Raw genomic sequence first — 18631 nt, forward strand, 5'->3', positions numbered from 1 at the left:
AGTGAAGAGCCACTTGTCGGCTCGACACAAAAAAGTCACAAAGATGCAGAAAATATTTATCTATCGAGGCAAATGAGGTAATTCATGAACCGCTATCAGCAGGTTGCTCAACCGCAGGACACGCACAGCAAGGTGATCGGTTATCTGCTGTGGATTCTTGGCTTCACCGGCGCTCACCGCTTCTATTACGGCAAACCGGTGACCGGGACGATCTGGTTTTTCACCTTCGGTTTGCTCGGCATCGGCTGGCTGATCGACCTGTTCCTGATCCCGGCGATGGATCGTGAGGCGGATCTGCGTTTTACCGCAGGGCCGATCGAATACAACGTCGCGTGGATTCTGCTGACGTTCCTCGGGGTATTCGGCGTACACCGGATGTATCAGGGGAAATGGATCAGCGGGCTGGTGTATCTGCTCACGGGCGGGTTGTTCTTTATTGGCGTGCTGTATGACTTCTGGACGCTGAATGATCAGGTCTCGGTGCGTAACGCGCAGAATCGCGGCGCTTTCCAGTAAGCGTTGAAGAAAAAATTGCCAGACCGGTTTGACGGACGGTCTGGCAAGTTTCCTCTAGCGGTGATTTTGCTAAAGTTTTATTTCAATCGCGCAAATGAACTCACCTGAAAAGCGATAAGCGTAATTGCACAAGCACCGTAAAGCATTGCGATGACTGCATGGATTGGTACAGACCAATAAACGATACTCCCCACAAGAATTATCAGTGATACCGCGGCAAGCAAATAGCCTGGTATTTTTCGGATTAGGCTTGCTGAGAAGCGAGTGTGTGACTTTCGCAATAATAAAATCTGCATTAGGTGGCTAAGTGTCAATATTGTCCATGTAGCAAACATTACGCCAATGGGGAGGCCGATTGAATCCTGATTGACATCGTAGATTTGCGCCTCGAGATTTTTTGTGAGTATAAATACGCCGGCGCAAAATGTGACTGCGAGCAAAGTGAGATAGGTATAACTAGAAAATGTATAGAGTCTCTTCATTGGAGCTCCACTGAGCGGGCGTGGAAGATATCGTTAATATTTACGGGGTCGGTTCAAAGCCAGTTCCGGTGAGTCGTATTTTTTGCTCGCCGAATATATCGATCTCGTAATGCGTTCCGGAGAAGACTCTACCTGCGGTTGTCAAGACTTCAAGCGCTGTTGATCTGTTGCTGGCGTCGAAATCATAAGTATCGGTATACGCTCTGACCACACCATCGAAAATCCAGGATCCTTCTACATCTCGCGTGAAATTTCCTTCCATGTTCAACGTTATTCTTCCCAGGTAAGCTCCGGTGACGTTGCTGTCATTGATGGTTGCGTAAGGGATCTTCGGATCAGATAAATAATAGGTGCCGGCTTCTCGGGTGCTGGCAATTGAATTGGCCAGTAGCGGCAGTTCGTTGGCCCTGACGTTCAGGCCGATATTGTTAATGCTCACTCTCATCCTCTCTCCGTTCCCCCAGAGGTAGTGGGCGAAAGCTTTAATTGGGCTGAAAGTGCCTCCCGACAACTCGGTAGTTAATGTCTCGTAATTTAAGTTGTATGGAGCTGTCGCTGAGACTTTGATAAGTGCTTCTATCGGACTCAGTTTCTGCTGTGCAGCAAATGCATCGGCCAAACTGAAATTTATAATCTTGTTCTTGAAGTAGCCGTGGCTAATAATGGCAGCGTTATTGAGTAGATAGTTATCGCTTTCAGCGATTCTCCAAAGATCGCGAATACCTCCCAGTGCATCGTTATTTAATGCCCTGTTCACCATTTGGAGTTCATAGGTGAAAGCTTTGATGCCAGATTTCATTTCCAGCCAGGAATGGAACATGTCCATTTCCGCTGAAGACAGCAAAGGCCCATCGCTTAAGGGGAGTGAATAGGTTTGACCATCATGGGTGATAATGGCTTCTCCCGCGCCCTGCCAGTCTGCAGTGGCGTAGGTTCCCCAGCTAAAGCCGTGGTTAACTGTAAAACCACCAGAATTCCCTGTTGTGCCCCTAGTAACGATAGGGGGAAGTGTAAGTCCGTTTTTCATATGTTCATCCTTGTTGGTGATGGTTGACCTTTTTGCCGGTTTTATATTAGGTGTGGCGCATTAAACTTTGATATGGAAATTTTGTAGTCTGTTTCTGATTGTGCCGAAGTTATTTTCGTAGGAAAGAAAGTTGGCGGAAATTTCTTTGTGGCTCGCGTGCGTTTTCCTACACCTGTTGGTGAAGGGCAAATAGGGGGAGTTAGGCGAGTGTATGTGCTGGTTTAGGAAGAGATCTGAGCGAAATTTTGCCAATTAGACAATTTTGAGTTATTCACTGAAGTCCAAAAGATCGCAGCCCACTACAGGCTGCGATTAATAGAGTTTACGCCTGGTGGCTAATCCGCCCATCCACCAGCGTATAGCGAACCACACCCGGCAGGCTGTGCCCCAGGAACGGGCAGTTCTCGCCCTTCGACAGCCAGTTCTCACCGGCCACCGTCGAAGCCTGTGGGTCGAACAGCACGATATCCGCCGCCCCACCCACCGCCAGCTTGCCCGCCGGCAAACGCAACGCCTCAGCCGGGCCAGCACTCAGACGCGCGAGCAAGATCGGCAGATCGAGCAAACCATCCTCCACCAGCGTCATCGCCAATGGCAGCAACAACTCAACGCTGCTGATGCCCGGCTCGGTCGCGCCGAACGGTGCCAGTTTGGCGTCACGTTCGTGTGGCTGGTGATGGCTGGAAATCGCCGAGATTACCCCCGATTTCACGGCTTCACGCAGACCATCGCGGTCAGCGCGGGTACGCAGCGGCGGTTGCACGTGATAGAGGCTGCTGAAGTCGATCAACGCTTCGTCAGTCAGAATCAACTGATACAGCGCGACATCCGCTGTCACCTTCAAACCACGCGCCTGCGCCTGAGCAATCAGGGCAACGCCGCGCGCGCTGGTCAACTGGCTGAAGTGCGCACGCACGCCGGATTGCTCGACCAGCAGCAGATCGCGGGCCAGCGCCACAGTCTCAGCGGTTTCCGGAATCCCCGGCAGACCGAGGAAGCTGGCCACTGCGCCCTCGTGAGCCAAACCACCTTCGGCCAGATCATGATCCTGCGAGTTGAAAATCACCGTCAGATCAAACGTCGCCGCATATTCCAGCGCCCGGCACAGCGTGCGCGTATTGCGGAAGCTCTCCAGACCGTTGCCGAACGCCACACAACCGGCGTCGCGCAGTGCCACCAGTTCAGCCAGTTGCTCGCCGTCCAGACCTTTGCTCAGCGCGCCAATCGGGAACACCTTGGTGTTGCCGGCCTCGCGGGCGCGGTCGAGGATCAGCTCGGCCACGGCGGAGGTGTCGAGCACCGGTTTGGTTTTCGGCGGGCAGCACAGGCTGGTTACGCCACCGGCAGCGGCGGCGCGGGTTTCGCTGATGATCGAGCCTTTGCGGCTGTAACCCGGCTCGCGCAGGGCCACGTTTAGATCGACCAATCCCGGAGCGGCGACGAGGCCTTGGGCGTCGATGGTTTCTACTGCCGTGAAACCCGCTGGAGCGGCGCCGAGGGCGACGATCTTGCAGGCTTCAACGTGGATGTCGGTGATTTGATCCAGGCCGCTGCTTGGATCGATGACGCGTGCGCCGAGAATGCTGAGCTTCACTGGGCGTTCTCCTGCTCGAATTGACGCTGCGCGGTTTGTCCGCTCATGGCCATGGACAGCACAGCCATACGAATTGCGATGCCGTAGGTGACCTGATTGAGGATCACCGAGTGCGGGCCGTCGGCCACTGCGGACTCGATTTCCACGCCACGGTTGATCGGCCCCGGGTGCATGACGATGCAATCGGGTTTGGCCCCGGCCAGACGCGCGGTGGTCAGGCCGAACAAACGGTAGAACTCGCCTTCGCTCGGCAGCAGGCCGCCGGTCATGCGCTCACGCTGCAGGCGCAACATGATCACCACGTCGACGTCTTTCAGGCCTTCGGTCATGTCGGTGTAGACCTTCACGCCGTATTGCTCGATGCCGATTGGCAACAGGGTTTTCGGCGCGATCACGCGGATGTCCGGGCAGCCGAGGGTTTTCAGCGCGAGCATGTTCGAGCGCGCCACCCGCGAGTGCAGGATGTCGCCGACGATGGCCACCGAGAGGTTTTCAAAACCGCCCTTGTGCCGACGAATAGTGAGCATGTCGAGCATGCCCTGCGTCGGGTGCGCGTGACGGCCGTCGCCGCCGTTGATGATCGCCACTTGCGGGCAAACGTGTTCGGCGATGAAGTGCGCAGCGCCGGAATCACCGTGGCGCACGACGAACATGTCGGCGGCCATGGCTTCGAGGTTGCGCAGGGTGTCGAGCAGCGTTTCACCTTTGCTTGCCGACGAAGTCGACACGTTCAGGGTGATCACGTCCGCCGACAGCCGCTGGGCCGCCAGTTCGAAGGTGGTGCGGGTGCGCGTGGAGTTTTCGAAGAACACGTTGCACACGGTCTTGCCGCGCAGCAACGGGACTTTCTTCACCGCCCGGGCGCCGACTTCGAGGAACGAGTCGGCAGTGTCGAGGATTTCCGTCAGCAACTCGCGGCGCAGGCCGTCGAGCGAGAGGAAGTGGCGCAGCTGGCCCTGATCATTGAGCTGCAGCGGGCGCTTGGTATCTAGAGGCGTCATCGCGAAGGGGACTCTCAATAGGGCGGATTAAAGGGACATGTCTTGCAGTTCGAGCGTCAGCGGCTCGGGGCCGGACAGCTTCACCCGTTCGTGAGCCGCCAGCGACAAGGTCGCGCCGACCACGTTGGGGCGGATCGGCAGCTCGCCGGCATCCAGATCCAACAGGCAGACCAGGGTCACGCTGGCCGGGCGACCGTAGTCGAACAATTCATTGAGGGCGGCGCGGATGGTGCGGCCGCTCATCAGTACGTCGTCGATTAGCACCAGATGCTGGCCTTCGATCTCGAAGGGCAGGGCGGACGGGCGTACTTGCGGGTGCAGACCGTTCTGGCTGAAGTCGTCGCGGTAGAAGGACACGTCCAGCGTGCCCAGTGGCGCGTCGCTGCCCAATTCCTTGAGCAAGGCCTGCGCGACCCAGATGCCGCCAGTGCGGATGCCGATGTAGCGCGGTTCAGTGATGTCACGCTGGGCAAGGTGCGCCTTGAGGCGGGTCGCCATCTGACTGATCAGATCGGCGGGATTTGGCAGGCTCATGGTTGCTCCTTGTTGGGGGCGAGTCGGATCCTTGGACACGACTCGGTTTTTCACTCAAAAGAAAAGCGCCGAAGCGCTTGTCAGGATTCAAACAATGCAGTGTTTTCATCAAGCCAGCCCTGCAACAGCAGCGCGGCAGCGATGGCGTCCACCGGGTTGTCGCGGTAACTGCCTTTTTGGCCGCCGCGCACCAGACGCTCGCCCTTGGCCTCGAAAGTGGTCAGGCGCTCGTCGTGGGTATAGAAGGGCACATTGAAGCGGCCGTTGAGGCGGCGGGCGAATTTCTCCGCGCGCAGGCACATTTCGCTCGGCGTGCCGTCCATGTTCAGCGGCAGGCCGACGACCACGGCGTCAGGTTTCCATTCTTTTATAAGCGCTTCGACCTGGTTCCAGTCGGGAACGCCGTTCTGTGCCTTCAAGGTGCACAGCTCGCGGGCTTGGCCAGTGATTACCTGACCGACGGCAACGCCGATCTGTTTGGTGCCGTAGTCGAAGCCGAGAATCAGACGCAGCGCCATCAGGCGTGACCTGCCTGGCTGGTCAGCAGGCTGAGGTTGATCCCCAAGTGCTTGGCCGCCGCTTCGAGACGCAGTTCGCTGCTGGTGTTGAAGAGGATGTCGGCGTCGTACGGGCAGGTCAGCCAAGCGTTGTCGGCCATTTCCGCTTCCAGTTGCCCGGCTTCCCAACCCGCATAGCCGAGGGCGATCAGGCTTTTCGCCGGGCCAACGCCGTCTGCGATGGCGAACAGCACGTCTTGCGAGGTCGACAGCGACAGGTCGCCGTCCAGCTGTGCGGTGGCCTGGAAGGTTTTGCCCGCCGGATGCAGGACAAAACCGCGATCAGTCTGTACCGGCCCGCCGATGAAGATCGGCACGTGCTGGCACAGTGCTGGCGGGTCGATGTCCGGGCGCAGTTGCTCGAGAATGTCGGCCAGATTCAGCTCTTGCGGTCGATTGACCACAATGCCCATCGCGCCATTGGCCGTGTGCTCGACGATGTAGGTCAAGGTATGGGCAAAGTTCGGGTCGGCCATGTGAGGCATGGCGATCAGGAAGTGATGCTTGAGGTAGCTGGGGCTGACGTTTTTCATGTGCGCTAGTGTGGCGTTCGGGGGGCAAACTGACAAGCTGAAGCCGCCAAAAGATCGCAGCCTTCGGCAGCTCCTACAGGGGAGCACAGGCCAAACTGTAGGAGCTGCCGAAGGCTGCGATCTTTTGATCTTGCCCCTAATTGCTGGACAAGCGGTCGCCGCGGGCGAATTTCCAGGTGCGGATGATTTCCAGGCGGTCGATGTCCGACAGGTCGCCGGTAAATGGTGCAAACGGCGCCGCCAGGCGGACGATGCGCTGCGCCGCTTGATCCAGCAGCGGCTGGCCAGACGATTCCAGCACCAGCACTTCATACAGCGAACCATCACGATTGATCGAGACCATCAGGCGCAAATTGCCGTAGATCTGCTTGCGCCGCGCTTCGTCGGGATAATTCAGGTTGCCGATGCGCTCGACCTTCTTGCGCCATTCGTCTTTGTACCAGGCGCCCTTGTCGCGCATGGTCGACGCAGCGCTCAAGCGATGAATGCGCGGGCGTTTGGCGTACAGCTGTTGTTCTTTGGCCAGTTCTGCTTCAAGGCTGGCGATGTCGCTGGACAGCTGCGAACTGTCGAACGTCGGTGCGTCGACCGACGGTTTCACTTCAGTCTTGGTCTCTTCTTTCTTGGTCGGCGCTTTTTTCGGCTTCGGCGCCACGGTGGTCACCGCGGCTTTGGGCGCAGCCTCCTGCACTTCCGGCTTGGCGGCCGGTGGCGGCGTGACTTTTTTGACCTGATTGTCCTGGAACGGCGCGACCTCAGTGGTCTTCGGAATCGCCTTCTTGTCCAGCGTACCGCTGCCTTCCTGATTTTCCTGAGCGAGAAAATCCGCCTTCTCCGGCTTCTTTTCGCTCTTGAAAGTGGCGAGGGTAATTTCCAGGGTTTTGCTGATTTGCTTGGGCTCGACCATCGTGAAGCCGACGCCAAGCAGCAACGCCAAATGAATCAGCGCCGCAAGGAATAGGGTAAAACCGAGGCGATCGGCCGGGCGCACGCCACGATGGGCGAGTTCAGCGGGCAGATCGGACGGGAGGGTCATGACAGAAAAACCAACATCGCGTTTTTACGGGCTCGGCATGATAACGCAATGTTGGTTTTTAGCTGCAAGCTTCAAGCGGCAAGCGACATAAGGGCAGCTGCAAGTTTCGAGCGGCAAGCTGCAAGTAAAAGCTTGTAGCTCATGGCTTGCGGCTTGTAGCTGGCCGTCAGGCTTGCGGCTTACGGCTAGAGGCTTGCAGCTTGCTTTCGATGGCATCCATGAGCATGCCGCCGATATCAGTGCCAAACGCATTGTCGATTTCACGGATGCAGGTCGGGCTGGTCACGTTGATTTCGGTGAGGCTCTCGCCGATCACGTCGAGACCGACGAACAGCAAGCCTTTCTCACGCAGGGTCGGGCCGACTTGGGCGGCGATCCAGCGATCTTTCTCGGTCAGGGGACGCGCTTCGCCACGGCCACCGGCGGCGAGGTTGCCACGGGTTTCGCCCTGCGCCGGAATCCGCGCCAGGCAGTAATCCACCGGCTCGCCGTCGATCATCAGGATGCGTTTGTCGCCGTCCTTGATCGCTGGCAGGTAGGCCTGGCCCATGATCTGCTGGCCACCGAGGGCGGTCAGGGTTTCCAGAATCACCGACAGGTTCGGGTCGCCCGCGCGGTGACGGAAGATCGAAGTGCCGCCCATGCCGTCCAGCGGCTTGAGGATCACGTCGCCATGTTTGGCGGCAAATTCGCGCAGCACATCGGCACGGCGGCTGACGATGGTTGGCGGCGTGCACTGCGGGAATAGCGTGGCAAACAGCTTTTCATTGCAGTCGCGCAGGCTCTGCGGCTTGTTCACCACCAGTACGCCGGCGGTTTCAGCCTGTTCGAGCAGGTAGGTGGAGTAAACGAACTCCATGTCGAACGGCGGATCCTTGCGCATCAGGATCACGTCCAGATCGCTCAGCAGGTTGTCCTGCTCGGCGTCCAGTTCGAACCATTTTTCCGGGTTGGCGAAGACTTTCAGCGGCTTCATGCGCGCACGTGCCTGACCTTCGCCCTGATACAGGTCGCGCTGTTCCATATAGAACAGTTCCCAGCCGCGCTTTTGCGCGGCCAGCAGCATGGCCAGCGAGCTATCCTTTTTATAGGAGATGCTGGCGATACGGTCCATGACAATCCCGACGCGAACGCTCATTGGGTTTTCCTCGAAAATTGGCTACCGGATCGGTATTGAAAAAGTGCCACCAGAGTGGCGCCGGGTGGGTTTTCGGTCAAGGGAAAACCCGTCGATAGATTGGATCTGGAGACTGTGCTAAAAAGGCTGGCATATCGTGCTGGCCCTTAAGCATCAAGGGTTTCCGGCCATTACTCATAGCAAAACGGACAATTTGATTCGCAAAGGCGACGGTAGAGCCCTCTTATGGAACAGCAGTCCAGCGCCTTGAAGGTCATGGTGATCGACGACTCGAAAACGATTCGTCGCACCGCCGAAACATTGTTGAAGAATGTCGGTTGCGAAGTGATCACGGCGATCGACGGTTTCGACGCCCTGGCCAAGATCGCCGATAACCACCCCGGGATCATTTTTGTCGACATCATGATGCCGCGTCTGGATGGTTATCAGACCTGCGCTTTAATCAAGAACAACAGCGCGTTCAAGGCGACACCGGTGATCATGTTGTCATCGCGCGACGGGCTGTTCGACAAGGCCAAGGGGCGGATTGTCGGTTCTGATCAATTTTTGACCAAGCCTTTCAGCAAGGAAGAACTGCTCAACGCGATTCAGGCCCATGTTCCGGGCTTTGCCGCCGTTTTGCCGCAGTAAGACACGTACAGAGACGCGCGGTCAGCGGGCCGGGCGTCGACAAGAAAAATGGGGAAAACCATGGCACGTATCCTGATCGTCGATGATTCGCCGACTGAAATGTACAAACTCACCGGCATGCTGGAAAAGCACGGCCATGAAGTGTTGAAGGCCGAAAACGGCGCGGACGGCGTGGCCCTGGCCCGTCAGGAAAAACCTGATGCGGTGCTGATGGACATCGTCATGCCCGGCCTCAACGGTTTTCAGGCAACCCGCCAGTTGACCAAGGATGCCGACACCACGCACATCCCGGTGATCATCATCACCACCAAGGATCAGGAAACCGACAAGGTCTGGGGCACCCGTCAGGGCGCCAAGGACTACCTGACCAAACCGGTCGACGAAGACACCCTGATCAAGACCCTGAACAACGTACTCAAAGGCTGATCGCGCAACCATGAGCGAATCGCTGACCGCGTTCGAACTGCTCTGGCAGATCGATCAGCGCTGCCGCTTGCTGGCGGCGGACTTGCCGTCGCAACCGGCGCGCCAGGATCGCTGGAGCGGCATCGGCTTTCGCCTCGGCGAACACTGGTATGTGGCGCCGATGGGCGAAGTCAGCGAAGTGCTGCACGAACCGCGCTTCACCCAGTTGCCCGGGGTCAAGCCGTGGGTCAAAGGCGTGGCTAACCTGCGTGGGCGGTTGCTGCCGATCATGGATTTGTGTGGTTTCTTCGGGCATGAACTGTCGCCGCTGCGCAAACAGCGGCGGGTGTTGGTGGTGGAGCATGGGGACGTGTTTGCCGGGCTGATGGTCGATGAGGTTATTGGCTTGCAGCACTTTGAACAGGACAGTTTTGAACCGATCTCGATCAGCAAGCGCCAGGGCTCCAAGGCCGAGTTCGTCAAAGGCTATTTTCGGCGCGAGCAGAACTGGCGGGTGTTCAGCCTGTTTGCCTTGGCGAAATCCCCGGTGTTCATGAGCGTCGCGATATAAAAGATTCAACACCGTCCCTTGTAGGAGCCGAGCTTGCTCGCGAAGAGGGCGTGTCAGGCGCAATCAATGTTGGCTGACCCACCGCTTTCGCGAGCAAGCTCAGCTCCTACAGGGTAAGTGAACCGTTCCCAAGGCGAGGACCGATGATAAAAGCAAAAACAGGCAAGCCGGCGGAAGGATCGCGCAGTCGCTCGCAGATCATCGTGCTGTTCATCGCACTGATCGTGTTCATCATGCTGCTGTTCGCCAACTTCGCTTACCTCAACACCCAGGCGAACTACGACAAACAGTACATCGGCCACGCCGGTGAGCTGCGCGTGCTCTCGCAGCGCATCGCCAAAAACGCCACCGAAGCCGCCGCCGGCAAGGCTGCTGCGTTCAAGTTGCTCAGCGATGCGCGCAACGATTTCGCCCTGCGCTGGGGCTACCTGAAGAAGGGCGACCCGGTCACCGGCCTGCCGCCAGCCCCCGCCACCGTGCGCCCGGAAATGCGCGCCGTGCAGCTGGACTGGGAACGCCTGCTGAAAAACACCGACGCGATTCTCTCCAGCGAACAGACCGTGCTGTCGCTGCATCAAGTCGCCGCGACCCTGGCCGAAACCGTGCCGCAGTTGCAGATCGAATACGAAAAAGTCGTCGAAATCCTCCTCCAGCGTGGTGCCCCGGCTGCACAAGTAGCGATGGCCCAACGTCAGTCGTTGCTGGCCGAACGCATCCTTGGCGCGGTCAACACCGTGCTCGCCGGTGACGAAAACTCGCAGCAAGCCGCCGATGCCTTTGGCCGCGACGCTACACGTTTCGGCCAAGTGCTGAACGGCATGCTGCAAGGCAACCCGACGCTGAAAATCACTCAGGTCGAAGACCGTGACGCCCGTGCGCGTTTGAGTGAAATCTCCGAGCTGTTCCAATTCGTCTCCGGCTCGGTCGATGAAATCCTCGAAACCTCGCCGGAACTGTTCAAGGTTCGCGAATCGGCGAGCAATATCTTCAGCCTCTCGCAAACCCTGCTCGACGAAGCCTCGCACCTGGCCACCGGTTTCGAAAACCTCGCGGGCGGGCGCAACACCGACACCATCGGCGGTTACGTCCTCGGTTTGCTGGCACTGGCCTCGATCATCCTGATCGGCATGGTCATGGTGCGCGAGACCAACCGGCAACTGCGCGAAACCGCCGAGAAGAACGAGCGTAACCAGAACGCGATCATGCGCCTGCTCGACGAAATCGAAGACCTCGCCGATGGCGATCTCACCGTGACCGCCTCGGTGACCGAAGACTTCACCGGCACCATCGCCGACTCGATCAACTATTCCGTCGACCAACTGCGCGATCTGGTCGCCACCATCAACCTCACCGCCGGCCAGGTTGCCGCCGCCGTGCAGGAAACCCAAGCCACCGCCATGCACCTGGCGCAAGCCTCGGAGCATCAGGCCCAGCAGATTTCCGAAGCGTCGACGGCGATCAGCGAAATGGCCGAATCCATCGATCAGGTCTCGGCCAACGCCGCCGAGTCTTCGGCGGTAGCCGAGCGTTCCGTGGAGATCGCCAACAAAGGCAACGAGGTGGTGCACAACACCATCCACGGCATGGACAACATTCGCGAACAGATTCAGGACACCGCCAAGCGCATCAAGCGTCTCGGCGAGTCGTCGCAGGAAATCGGCGACATCGTCAGCCTGATCGATGACATCGCTGACCAGACCAACATCCTCGCCCTCAACGCGGCGATTCAGGCGTCGATGGCCGGTGATGCCGGGCGCGGTTTTGCTGTGGTTGCCGACGAAGTGCAACGGTTGGCCGAGCGCTCGTCCGCCGCCACTCGGCAGATCGAAACCCTGGTGCGGGCGATTCAGACCGACACCAATGAAGCCGTTATTTCCATGGAGCAAACCACCACCGAAGTGGTGCGCGGCGCGCGACTGGCGCAGGATGCCGGTGTGGCCCTGGAAGAAATCGAAGGCGTGTCGAAAACCCTCGCGGCGCTGATTCAAAGCATCTCCAACGCGGCGCAGCAGCAGACGACGTCGGCCGGGCAGATTTCCCTGACGATGAATGTGATCCAGCAGATCACCTCGCAGACCTCGTCAGGCTCCACCGCTACCGCTGAGAGCATCGGCAACCTGACGAAAATGGCCAGCCAGCTGCGGCGCTCGGTGTCCGGATTCACCTTGCCGGCGGCGAAAGACAAAGCGTGAGTGGAGTGGTTATGGGTGATCGGCACGACTATGTGGCCCTCGAATGGGTCAAAGGCGAAATTGCCGAAACGCTGAAACAGGCGCATCAGGCGATTGAAGCCGTGCTCGATGATCCGCAGGCTTTTCCGGGGCTGGACGAGTGCCTGGATTACATCCATCAGGTGCACGGCAGCCTGCAGATGGTCGAATTCTACGGCGCAGCCTTGCTCGCCGAAGAGATGGAACATCTGGTCGAAGCCCTGCAGCAAGAGCGCGTCAGCCATCGCGACGAAGCGCTGCATCTGCTGCTGCAAGCGCTCGGACAATTGCCGATCTACCTCGACCGCGTGCAAAGCGCCCGGCGTGATTTACCGCTGGTGGTGCTGCCGCTGATCAACGATCTGCGCAGCGCCCGGGGCGAAAGTCTGTTGTCGGAAACCAGCCTGTTCAGCCCGCAACTGCCCGAGCTGCCGCCGCTGAGGGCAGAGGCCTTGGCGCTGCTGGAACCGCCAGAGTTGCCGAACGTGCTGCGCAAACTCCGGCAGACACTGCAAATGGCCTTGGTCGGTTTGCTGCGTGAACAGGACGATCAGACCCACCTCGGTTATCTGGCGAAAGTCTTTACTCGCCTCGAAGCGTTAAGTGGCGACACACCGCTGAGTCCGTTGTGGCAAGTCGCCTCGGCGCTGGTCGAAGGCATGCGCGAAGGCGTGATCGCCAACAGCCCGGCGCTGCGCAGCCTGTTCAAGGACGCCGACAAAGAGCTCAAGCGTCTGCTCGATCAAGGCATGGCCGGCCTCAACCAGCCGCCACCGCCGGAGCTGCTGAAAAGCCTGTTGTTCTATATTGCCAAAGCCGAACATCCCACCGGGCAGATGCTGACCATGAAAGATCGCTACTCCCTGGACGACGCGTTGCCCGACAGCGCGATGGTCGATGAAGAACGCGCGCGCCTCGCTGGCCCCGACCGCGACGCGATGCGTTCGGTGTTGGCGGCATTGTGCGAAGAGCTGGTGCGGGTCAAGGAACGCCTCGACCTGTTCGTACGCAGCGACCGCCAGCACACCTCGGATCTGGAAAGCCTGCTCGCGCCATTAAGGCAAATCGCCGACACCCTCGCCGTGCTCGGATTCGGTCAGCCGCGCAAAGTCATCATCGATCAATTGGCGGTGGTGCTCAGCCTTGCCCAGGGCCAGCGCGAACCGAATGACGCGATCCTGATGGACGTTGCCGGCGCCTTGCTCTACGTCGAGGCGACGCTGGCCGGGATGGTCGGCACCGTCGAGCCGGAAAGCCCGGAAGACGCGCGCCTGCCGACCACCGACCTGACGCAGATTCATCAGATCGTCATCAAGGAAGCGCGCATCTGCCTGCAACAGGCCAAGGACATGATCGTCGACTACATCGACGCCGATTGGGATCGCCAACACCTGCAACCGTTGCCGGCGCTGCTGACTCAAGTGCGTGGTGCACTGGCGATGATTCCTCTGAACCGCGCGGCGAGTCTGGTCGAGGCCTGCAACGGTTTTATCCGCGAACATTTGTTGCTCGATCCGCACGAACCGGGTTGGGAACAACTGGATCATCTGGCCGATGTCATCAGCAGCCTTGAGTATTACCTTGAACGCTTGAGCGACGACCCGCAGGCACCGGGCGAACAACTGCTGGATGTCGCGCAGAAATCCCTCGCCAGTCTGGGGTTCTTTCCAAATGAGCCGCATGTTCCCGTGCTCGAGGACGTGCTCTCCCCCAGCGAAGCGTTGGTGATGCAGGACATGCAGGCGCTCGACGATCCGGACATCGTGCAGTCGCTGGCCGATGTTTTGGCCAGCCCGGTGTCGGCGCTCAACCCGCCGGCACTGATCACTCCCGGCAGCCTGATGCCGCCGCCGGCCGATGAAGAACCGGTCGACGATGAGCTGCGCGAAGTGTTCCTCGAAGAGACCGATGAAGTTCTTGAAGTCCTCCACGAATACCTGCCGCGCTGGGCTGCCAATCCGCAGGATCGCGATGCGCTGACTGAGCTGCGCCGCGCCTTCCACACCTTGAAGGGCAGCGGGCGCATGGTGCGCGCGCTGATCCTCGGTGAACTGGCCTGGTCGGTGGAAAACCTGCTCAATCGCGTGCTCGAACAAAGTGTCGAACCCGGCTCGGTCGCCCAGCAACTGCTGACCGACACGGTGCTGTTGCTGCCGGAACTGATCAGCGAATTCGCCACCAACCGCCAGCGTCAGCGCAGCGATGTCGATCAACTCGCCGCCCGCGCGCACGCCTTGGCCAAGGGTGACGAGCCGATGGCCGCTGAAGACGTCGACGATGTCGCGGCGCTTGATCCACTGTTGCTGGAGATCTTCCGCAACGAAGCCGAAACCCACCTCGCCAGCCTCAACCGTTTCCTCGATCAAGCCGCCGAGCATGTACCACTGCAGGCCAGCGACGAATTGCAGCGCGCCTTGCACACGCTCAAGGGCAGCGCGTCGATGGCCGGCGTGTTGCCGATTGCCGAACTGGCGGCGCCGCTCGATCAACTGGCCCGCGAATTCAAGGCGCACCAGTTGCCGCTGGATCTCGATGAAGTGGAATTGCTCCTTGAAGCCGAGGGCTTGTTTCGCGTCGGTTTGCGTCAGCTCAAACACGATCCGCTGGCGCCGATTGTCGGCGCGCAGTCGCTGATCAAGCGCACCGATGAACTGCTGGCCGAGCGGCTGGCGTCGATCCTCGATGCGCCGAACACCGGCCTGCGGATCAAGCGCGACCCGCAACTGATCAACAACTTTCTCGCCCAAGGCATGGATATCCTGCTCGACGCCGAAAGCCTATTGCAGCGCTGGCAGCAGCACCCCGGCGAGCGTCAGGAACTCAGCGCGCTGCTCGATGAATTGACCACGCTGGGCGAGGGCGCACACCTCGCCGATCTGCTGCCGGTCGATGTGTTGTGCGAGGCCTTGCTCGATCTTTACGGCGCCGTCGAAGAAAGCAGTCTGGCGGTCAGCGAACGGTTTTTTCACGAAGCGCAAAATGCCCACGAAGCGCTGATCAACATGCTCGACGAACTGGCTGCCGGCCAGGAAGTCACGCCGCAGCCCGAGCGGATTCGCGCCCTGCATGATCTGCTCGATGAAAGCCTCGACCCGTCGTCGATGGGCCTGATTCGCAGCGACGGCAGCCGCACCCTGAGCATCCGCGAACTGGGCAGCGCCACCGCCGAACTGCAACAAACGGCCAGCGCCTTTGAAGCGGACGATGAGATCGTCGAGATCTTCCTCGAAGAGGCCGTGGACATTCTCGACAGCGCCGGCCAGGCCTTGCAGCGCTGGCTGAGTGATCCGGACAACAGCGCGCCGTTGTCATCCTTGCAGCGCGATTTGCACACGCTCAAGGGCGGCGCGCGCATGGCTGAAGTCGAGGCCATCGGCGATCTCGCTCAGGAGCTGGAAAGCCTCTACGAAGGCCTGGTCGATCGTCGCTACAACTACAGCGAAACCCTGGGCCGCTTGCTGCTCAAGAGTCACGACCGCTTGGCGCTGTTGCTTGATCAGTTGCAAAACCATCAGCCACTGACGCCGGCGCACGATCTGATTGAAGCGATCCGCCAAGTGCGGCAGGGGCCAGCCATCGCCGAAACGCCGCCAGCCACCGCCGATCATGACAGCGCCAGTCACGATCCGGAGCTGCTGGAGATCTTCCTCGAAGAAGGTTTCGACATCATCGAAAACTCCGGCGCCGCGCTGCTGCGCTGGCAGGCCGAGCCGGGTAATCGACAGGAAATCGAAACCCTGCTGCGCGATCTGCACACCCTCAAGGGTGGCGCGCGGATGGTCGAGATCGGCCCGATCGGCGACCTCGCCCATGAGCTGGAATACCTTTACGAAAGTCTGTCGGCCGGTTCGCTGCAAGCCTCGACCGAACTGTTTGCGCTGGTGCAGCGCGGGCATGACCGACTGGCGCAGATGCTCGATGCGGTGCGTGCGGGGCAACCGTGCCCGCCGGCCGATCGGCTGATCAATGCGATCCAGAATTTCAGTCATCCGGCGACCATTGAAACGCCGCCGGTGCTGCTGCCGGTTGCGGCTAAAACCGAGGCCGCACCGCCGGCGGCCGATGTTGGCGCGGACATGGTCAAGGTTTCCGCCGAACTGCTCGATGAGCTGGTCAACCTGGCCGGGGAAACCTCGATCTTCCGGGGCCGTATCGAGCAGCAGGTCAACGACGCACAGATTGCTCTGAACGAGATGGAAACCACCATCGAACGGATGCGCGATCAGTTGCGCCGTCTCGACACCGAAACCCAGGGACGGATTCTCAGTCGCCAGCAAGCAGATGCCGAACGCCTTGGCTACGAAGAATTCGACCCGCTGGAAATGGATCGCCATTCGCAGTTGCAGCAACTGTCGCGAGCGCTGTTCGAATCCGCCTCCGACTTGCTCGATCTGAAAGAAACCCTCGACCGCCGCAACCACGACGCGGAGAACCTGTTGCAGCAACAGGGCCGTATCAACACCGAATTGCAGGAAGGCCTGATGCGCACGCGCATGGTGCCGTTCGAGCGCATGTTGCCGCGCCTGAAACGCATCGTCCGTCAGGTCGCTGAAGAGCTGAACAAAGACGTCGCGTTTGTCGTCGGCAACGCCGAAGGCGAGATGGATCGCAACGTGCTCGAACGCATGGCCGCGCCGCTGGAACACATGCTGCGCAACGCCGTCGATCATGGTCTGGAATCTGCCGAAGTGCGGCTGGCGGCGGGTAAACCGGCGCAAGGGCAGATCAGCCTCGACCTGTCTCGTGAGGGCGGCGACATCGTTTTCGACATCCGTGATGACGGCGCCGGTGTGCCGCTGGAAGCGGTGCGCAACAAGGCGATCAAGCGTGGTTTGCTCGCGCCGAATGCCGAGATCAGCGACCGCGACGTGTTGCAGTTCATCCTTCAGCCGGGGTTTTCCACAGCGGAAAAAATTACGCAGATTTCCGGGCGTGGCGTCGGCATGGACGTGGTGCACGAAGAAGTGCGGCAACTCGGCGGCACCATGAGCATCGACTCGGTGCCGGGGCAGGGCGTGCATTTCCGCATTCGTCTGCCCTTCACCGTGTCGGTCAACCGCGCGTTGATGGTGCAATGCGGTGAGGATCAATACGCGATTCCGCTGAACACCATCGAAGGCATTGTTCGCGTGTTGCCGAATGATCTCGAAGGGCACTTCCGTCAGGATCCGCCGCGGTATCAATACGGCGGCCAGACCTATGAACTGTGCTACCTCGGCGAGCTGCTGAAAACTGCGCCACGGCCAAAACTGCTCGGGCAGAACCTGCCATTGCCGGTGCTGCTGGTGCACTACAACGACCGGCACATTGCCGTGCAAGTGGACGTGATGGCGGGCACTCGCGAAATCGTCGTGAAGAGTCTCGGCGCGCAATTCGCGGCGGTGCAGGGCGTGTCCGGGGCGACGATTCTTGGCGATGGCCGGGTGGTGCTGATTCTCGATCTGCTCGCACCGATTCGGGCGATGCAGGCGCGCATTGCGCAAACGCCGACGCTGCCGGAGATCGACAGCGAACCGCAGAAACCGCTGCTGGTGATGGTGGTCGACGACTCGGTCACCGTGCGCAAGGTCACCAGCCGCTTGCTCGAACGCCACGGCATGAACGTGCTGACCGCCAAGGACGGTGTCGATGCGATGCTGCTGCTCGAAGAACACATGCCCGACCTGATGCTGCTCGACATCGAAATGCCGCGCATGGACGGCTTCGAAGTCGCCACCCAGGTGCGCAACGACGAGCGCCTGCAACACCTGCCGATCATCATGATCACCTCGCGCACCGGGCAAAAACACCGCGACCGTGCGATGGCGATTGGCGTCAACGACTACCTCGGCAAGCCGTACCAGGAATCGGTGCTGCTCGAAAGCATTGCCCAATGGAGCAAGAAACATGCATGAGCGCCGGCACAATCAGCGCAGCAGCCAACTGACCGGGCTGCTGCTGCCGTTGGCGGATCGCAATTTGATCCTGCCCAACGTCGCCGTGGCTGAGCTGATCGACTATCAGGCCAGTGCCTTCGATCTGGATACGCCGCCGTGGTATCTCGGCAGGGTCACGTGGCGTGAACGGCGGATTCCGTTGCTGAGTTTTGAATCGGCGTGTGGGCAGAAAATTGTGATTGGCGAGCGCGCTCGGATCGTGATCTTGAATGCGCTCGGTGGGTTGCCGGAGTTGAAGTTCATTGCGCTGCTGGTGCAGGGGATTCCGCGGTCGTACAAGCTTGATAGCCAGTTGAGCTATGTCGACGTGCCGTTGTGTGCGCTGGAGCAGGCGGCGGTGCAGGTGGGGGAACAAGTGGCGAAGGTGCCGGATTTGTTGGGGTTGGAGCGACTGTTGGTTGAGGCAGATCTGGTTTAACGGCCTGACCCTCACTGTAGAGACCGGTACATCCTTTACAAAT

Annotated in this window: 15 protein-coding genes; 7 read left to right on the forward strand and 8 right to left on the reverse strand. The window is 59.6% G+C overall.

The genetic code is table 11. The features are described from left to right. Nucleotides 1–84 precede the first annotated feature (84 nt). Nucleotides 85–516 carry an NINE protein gene (locus tag ACP3TY_RS27515; RefSeq protein ID WP_053124713.1) on the forward strand — a complete coding sequence of 144 codons (432 nt, stop codon included), beginning with the start codon at nucleotides 85–87 and terminating at the stop codon, nucleotides 514–516. Nucleotides 517–1038: 522 nt separating this feature from the next. On the opposite strand, the gene ACP3TY_RS27520 is transcribed toward ACP3TY_RS27515, so the two are convergent. The 8 genes from ACP3TY_RS27520 to gshB all read right to left on the reverse strand — a co-directional run bounded on the left by ACP3TY_RS27520 (nucleotide 1039) and on the right by gshB (nucleotide 8418). Next, nucleotides 1039–2025, reverse strand: coding sequence for a lipid II-degrading bacteriocin (locus ACP3TY_RS27520; RefSeq protein ID WP_426618914.1), 987 nt, complete (start codon nucleotides 2023–2025; stop codon nucleotides 1039–1041). 322 nt (nucleotides 2026–2347) lie between these two features. Next, the gene (locus tag ACP3TY_RS27525; protein WP_426618915.1) at nucleotides 2348–3619 is read right to left on the reverse strand and encodes a dihydroorotase; all 1272 of its coding nucleotides are present in this window, start codon (nucleotides 3617–3619) and stop codon (nucleotides 2348–2350) included. Continuing rightward, on the reverse strand, nucleotides 3616–4620 hold the full coding sequence (locus tag ACP3TY_RS27530) for an aspartate carbamoyltransferase catalytic subunit (protein ID WP_007913665.1): 1005 nt from the start codon (nucleotides 4618–4620) through the stop codon (nucleotides 3616–3618). Before ACP3TY_RS27530 ends, ACP3TY_RS27525 begins: the two co-directional genes overlap by 4 nt. A gap of 27 nt (nucleotides 4621–4647) precedes the next feature. Further along, nucleotides 4648–5154: a bifunctional pyr operon transcriptional regulator/uracil phosphoribosyltransferase PyrR gene (gene pyrR / locus ACP3TY_RS27535; protein ID WP_212545080.1), complete on the reverse strand. Its 507-nt coding sequence runs from the start codon at nucleotides 5152–5154 to the stop codon at nucleotides 4648–4650. 80 nt (nucleotides 5155–5234) lie between these two features. Beyond that, the gene (ruvX, locus tag ACP3TY_RS27540; RefSeq protein WP_008077844.1) at nucleotides 5235–5672 is read right to left on the reverse strand and encodes a Holliday junction resolvase RuvX; all 438 of its coding nucleotides are present in this window, start codon (nucleotides 5670–5672) and stop codon (nucleotides 5235–5237) included. Then, nucleotides 5672–6244: a YqgE/AlgH family protein gene (locus tag ACP3TY_RS27545; RefSeq protein ID WP_053124707.1), complete on the reverse strand. Its 573-nt coding sequence runs from the start codon at nucleotides 6242–6244 to the stop codon at nucleotides 5672–5674. Before ACP3TY_RS27545 ends, ruvX begins: the two co-directional genes overlap by 1 nt. Before the next feature lie 136 nt (nucleotides 6245–6380). Further along, nucleotides 6381–7280, reverse strand: a complete 900-nt coding sequence (locus ACP3TY_RS27550) for an energy transducer TonB (RefSeq protein ID WP_053124705.1) — start codon at nucleotides 7278–7280, stop codon at nucleotides 6381–6383. 166 nt (nucleotides 7281–7446) lie between these two features. Further along, the gene (gshB, locus tag ACP3TY_RS27555; protein ID WP_426618916.1) at nucleotides 7447–8418 is read right to left on the reverse strand and encodes a glutathione synthase; all 972 of its coding nucleotides are present in this window, start codon (nucleotides 8416–8418) and stop codon (nucleotides 7447–7449) included. Nucleotides 8419–8643: 225 nt separating this feature from the next. Here gshB and pilG point away from each other — a divergent pair, with 225 nt between their 5' ends. The 6 genes from pilG to ACP3TY_RS27585 all read left to right on the forward strand — a co-directional run bounded on the left by pilG (nucleotide 8644) and on the right by ACP3TY_RS27585 (nucleotide 18588). After that, nucleotides 8644–9048: a twitching motility response regulator PilG gene (pilG, locus tag ACP3TY_RS27560; protein ID WP_007913673.1), complete on the forward strand. Its 405-nt coding sequence runs from the start codon at nucleotides 8644–8646 to the stop codon at nucleotides 9046–9048. A gap of 60 nt (nucleotides 9049–9108) precedes the next feature. Then, nucleotides 9109–9474, forward strand: a complete 366-nt coding sequence (pilH, locus tag ACP3TY_RS27565) for a twitching motility response regulator PilH (RefSeq protein ID WP_053124759.1) — start codon at nucleotides 9109–9111, stop codon at nucleotides 9472–9474. Between the two features lie 10 nt (nucleotides 9475–9484). Further along, on the forward strand, nucleotides 9485–10024 hold the full coding sequence (locus tag ACP3TY_RS27570; protein WP_007913675.1) for a chemotaxis protein CheW: 540 nt from the start codon (nucleotides 9485–9487) through the stop codon (nucleotides 10022–10024). 143 nt (nucleotides 10025–10167) lie between these two features. Beyond that, entirely contained in the window at nucleotides 10168–12216 is a 2049-nt protein-coding gene (locus ACP3TY_RS27575; RefSeq protein ID WP_426618917.1) for a methyl-accepting chemotaxis protein, read from the forward strand. An 11-nt stretch (nucleotides 12217–12227) separates the two neighbouring features. Beyond that, nucleotides 12228–18128 (forward strand): Hpt domain-containing protein, encoded by a 5901-nt coding sequence (locus ACP3TY_RS27580; protein ID WP_426618918.1) that lies wholly within the window; start codon nucleotides 12228–12230, stop codon nucleotides 18126–18128. Continuing rightward, nucleotides 18121–18588, forward strand: a complete 468-nt coding sequence (locus ACP3TY_RS27585; protein WP_053124693.1) for a chemotaxis protein CheW — start codon at nucleotides 18121–18123, stop codon at nucleotides 18586–18588. The genes ACP3TY_RS27580 and ACP3TY_RS27585 overlap by 8 nt, the downstream gene beginning before the upstream one ends. Nucleotides 18589–18631: the final 43 nt, after the last annotated feature.

Origin of the sequence: Pseudomonas rustica (assembly GCF_049959085.1) — a bacterium.
In the GTDB taxonomy this organism is placed as follows: Bacteria; Pseudomonadota; Gammaproteobacteria; order Pseudomonadales; family Pseudomonadaceae; genus Aquipseudomonas; species Aquipseudomonas rustica.

Bases quoted from the DNA above. Each gene is read 5' to 3' on its own strand.
- ACP3TY_RS27570 (WP_007913675.1), top strand. From the start codon at position 9,485: ATGAGCGAATCGCTGACCGCGTTCGAACTGCTCTGGCAGATCGATCAG.
- ruvX (WP_008077844.1), bottom strand. From the start codon at position 5,672: ATGGCGCTGCGTCTGATTCTCGGCTTCGACTACGGCACCAAACAGATC.
- ACP3TY_RS27515 (WP_053124713.1), top strand. From the start codon at position 85: ATGAACCGCTATCAGCAGGTTGCTCAACCGCAGGACACGCACAGCAAG.
- pilH (WP_053124759.1), top strand. From the start codon at position 9,109: ATGGCACGTATCCTGATCGTCGATGATTCGCCGACTGAAATGTACAAA.
- ACP3TY_RS27530 (WP_007913665.1), bottom strand. From the start codon at position 4,620: ATGACGCCTCTAGATACCAAGCGCCCGCTGCAGCTCAATGATCAGGGC.
- pilG (WP_007913673.1), top strand. From the start codon at position 8,644: ATGGAACAGCAGTCCAGCGCCTTGAAGGTCATGGTGATCGACGACTCG.
- pyrR (WP_212545080.1), bottom strand. From the start codon at position 5,154: ATGAGCCTGCCAAATCCCGCCGATCTGATCAGTCAGATGGCGACCCGC.
- ACP3TY_RS27545 (WP_053124707.1), bottom strand. From the start codon at position 6,244: ATGAAAAACGTCAGCCCCAGCTACCTCAAGCATCACTTCCTGATCGCC.
- ACP3TY_RS27585 (WP_053124693.1), top strand. From the start codon at position 18,121: ATGCATGAGCGCCGGCACAATCAGCGCAGCAGCCAACTGACCGGGCTG.
- ACP3TY_RS27520 (WP_426618914.1), bottom strand. From the start codon at position 2,025: ATGAAAAACGGACTTACACTTCCCCCTATCGTTACTAGGGGCACAACA.
- ACP3TY_RS27575 (WP_426618917.1), top strand. From the start codon at position 10,168: ATGATAAAAGCAAAAACAGGCAAGCCGGCGGAAGGATCGCGCAGTCGC.
- gshB (WP_426618916.1), bottom strand. From the start codon at position 8,418: ATGAGCGTTCGCGTCGGGATTGTCATGGACCGTATCGCCAGCATCTCC.
- ACP3TY_RS27580 (WP_426618918.1), top strand. From the start codon at position 12,228: ATGGGTGATCGGCACGACTATGTGGCCCTCGAATGGGTCAAAGGCGAA.
- ACP3TY_RS27550 (WP_053124705.1), bottom strand. From the start codon at position 7,280: ATGACCCTCCCGTCCGATCTGCCCGCTGAACTCGCCCATCGTGGCGTG.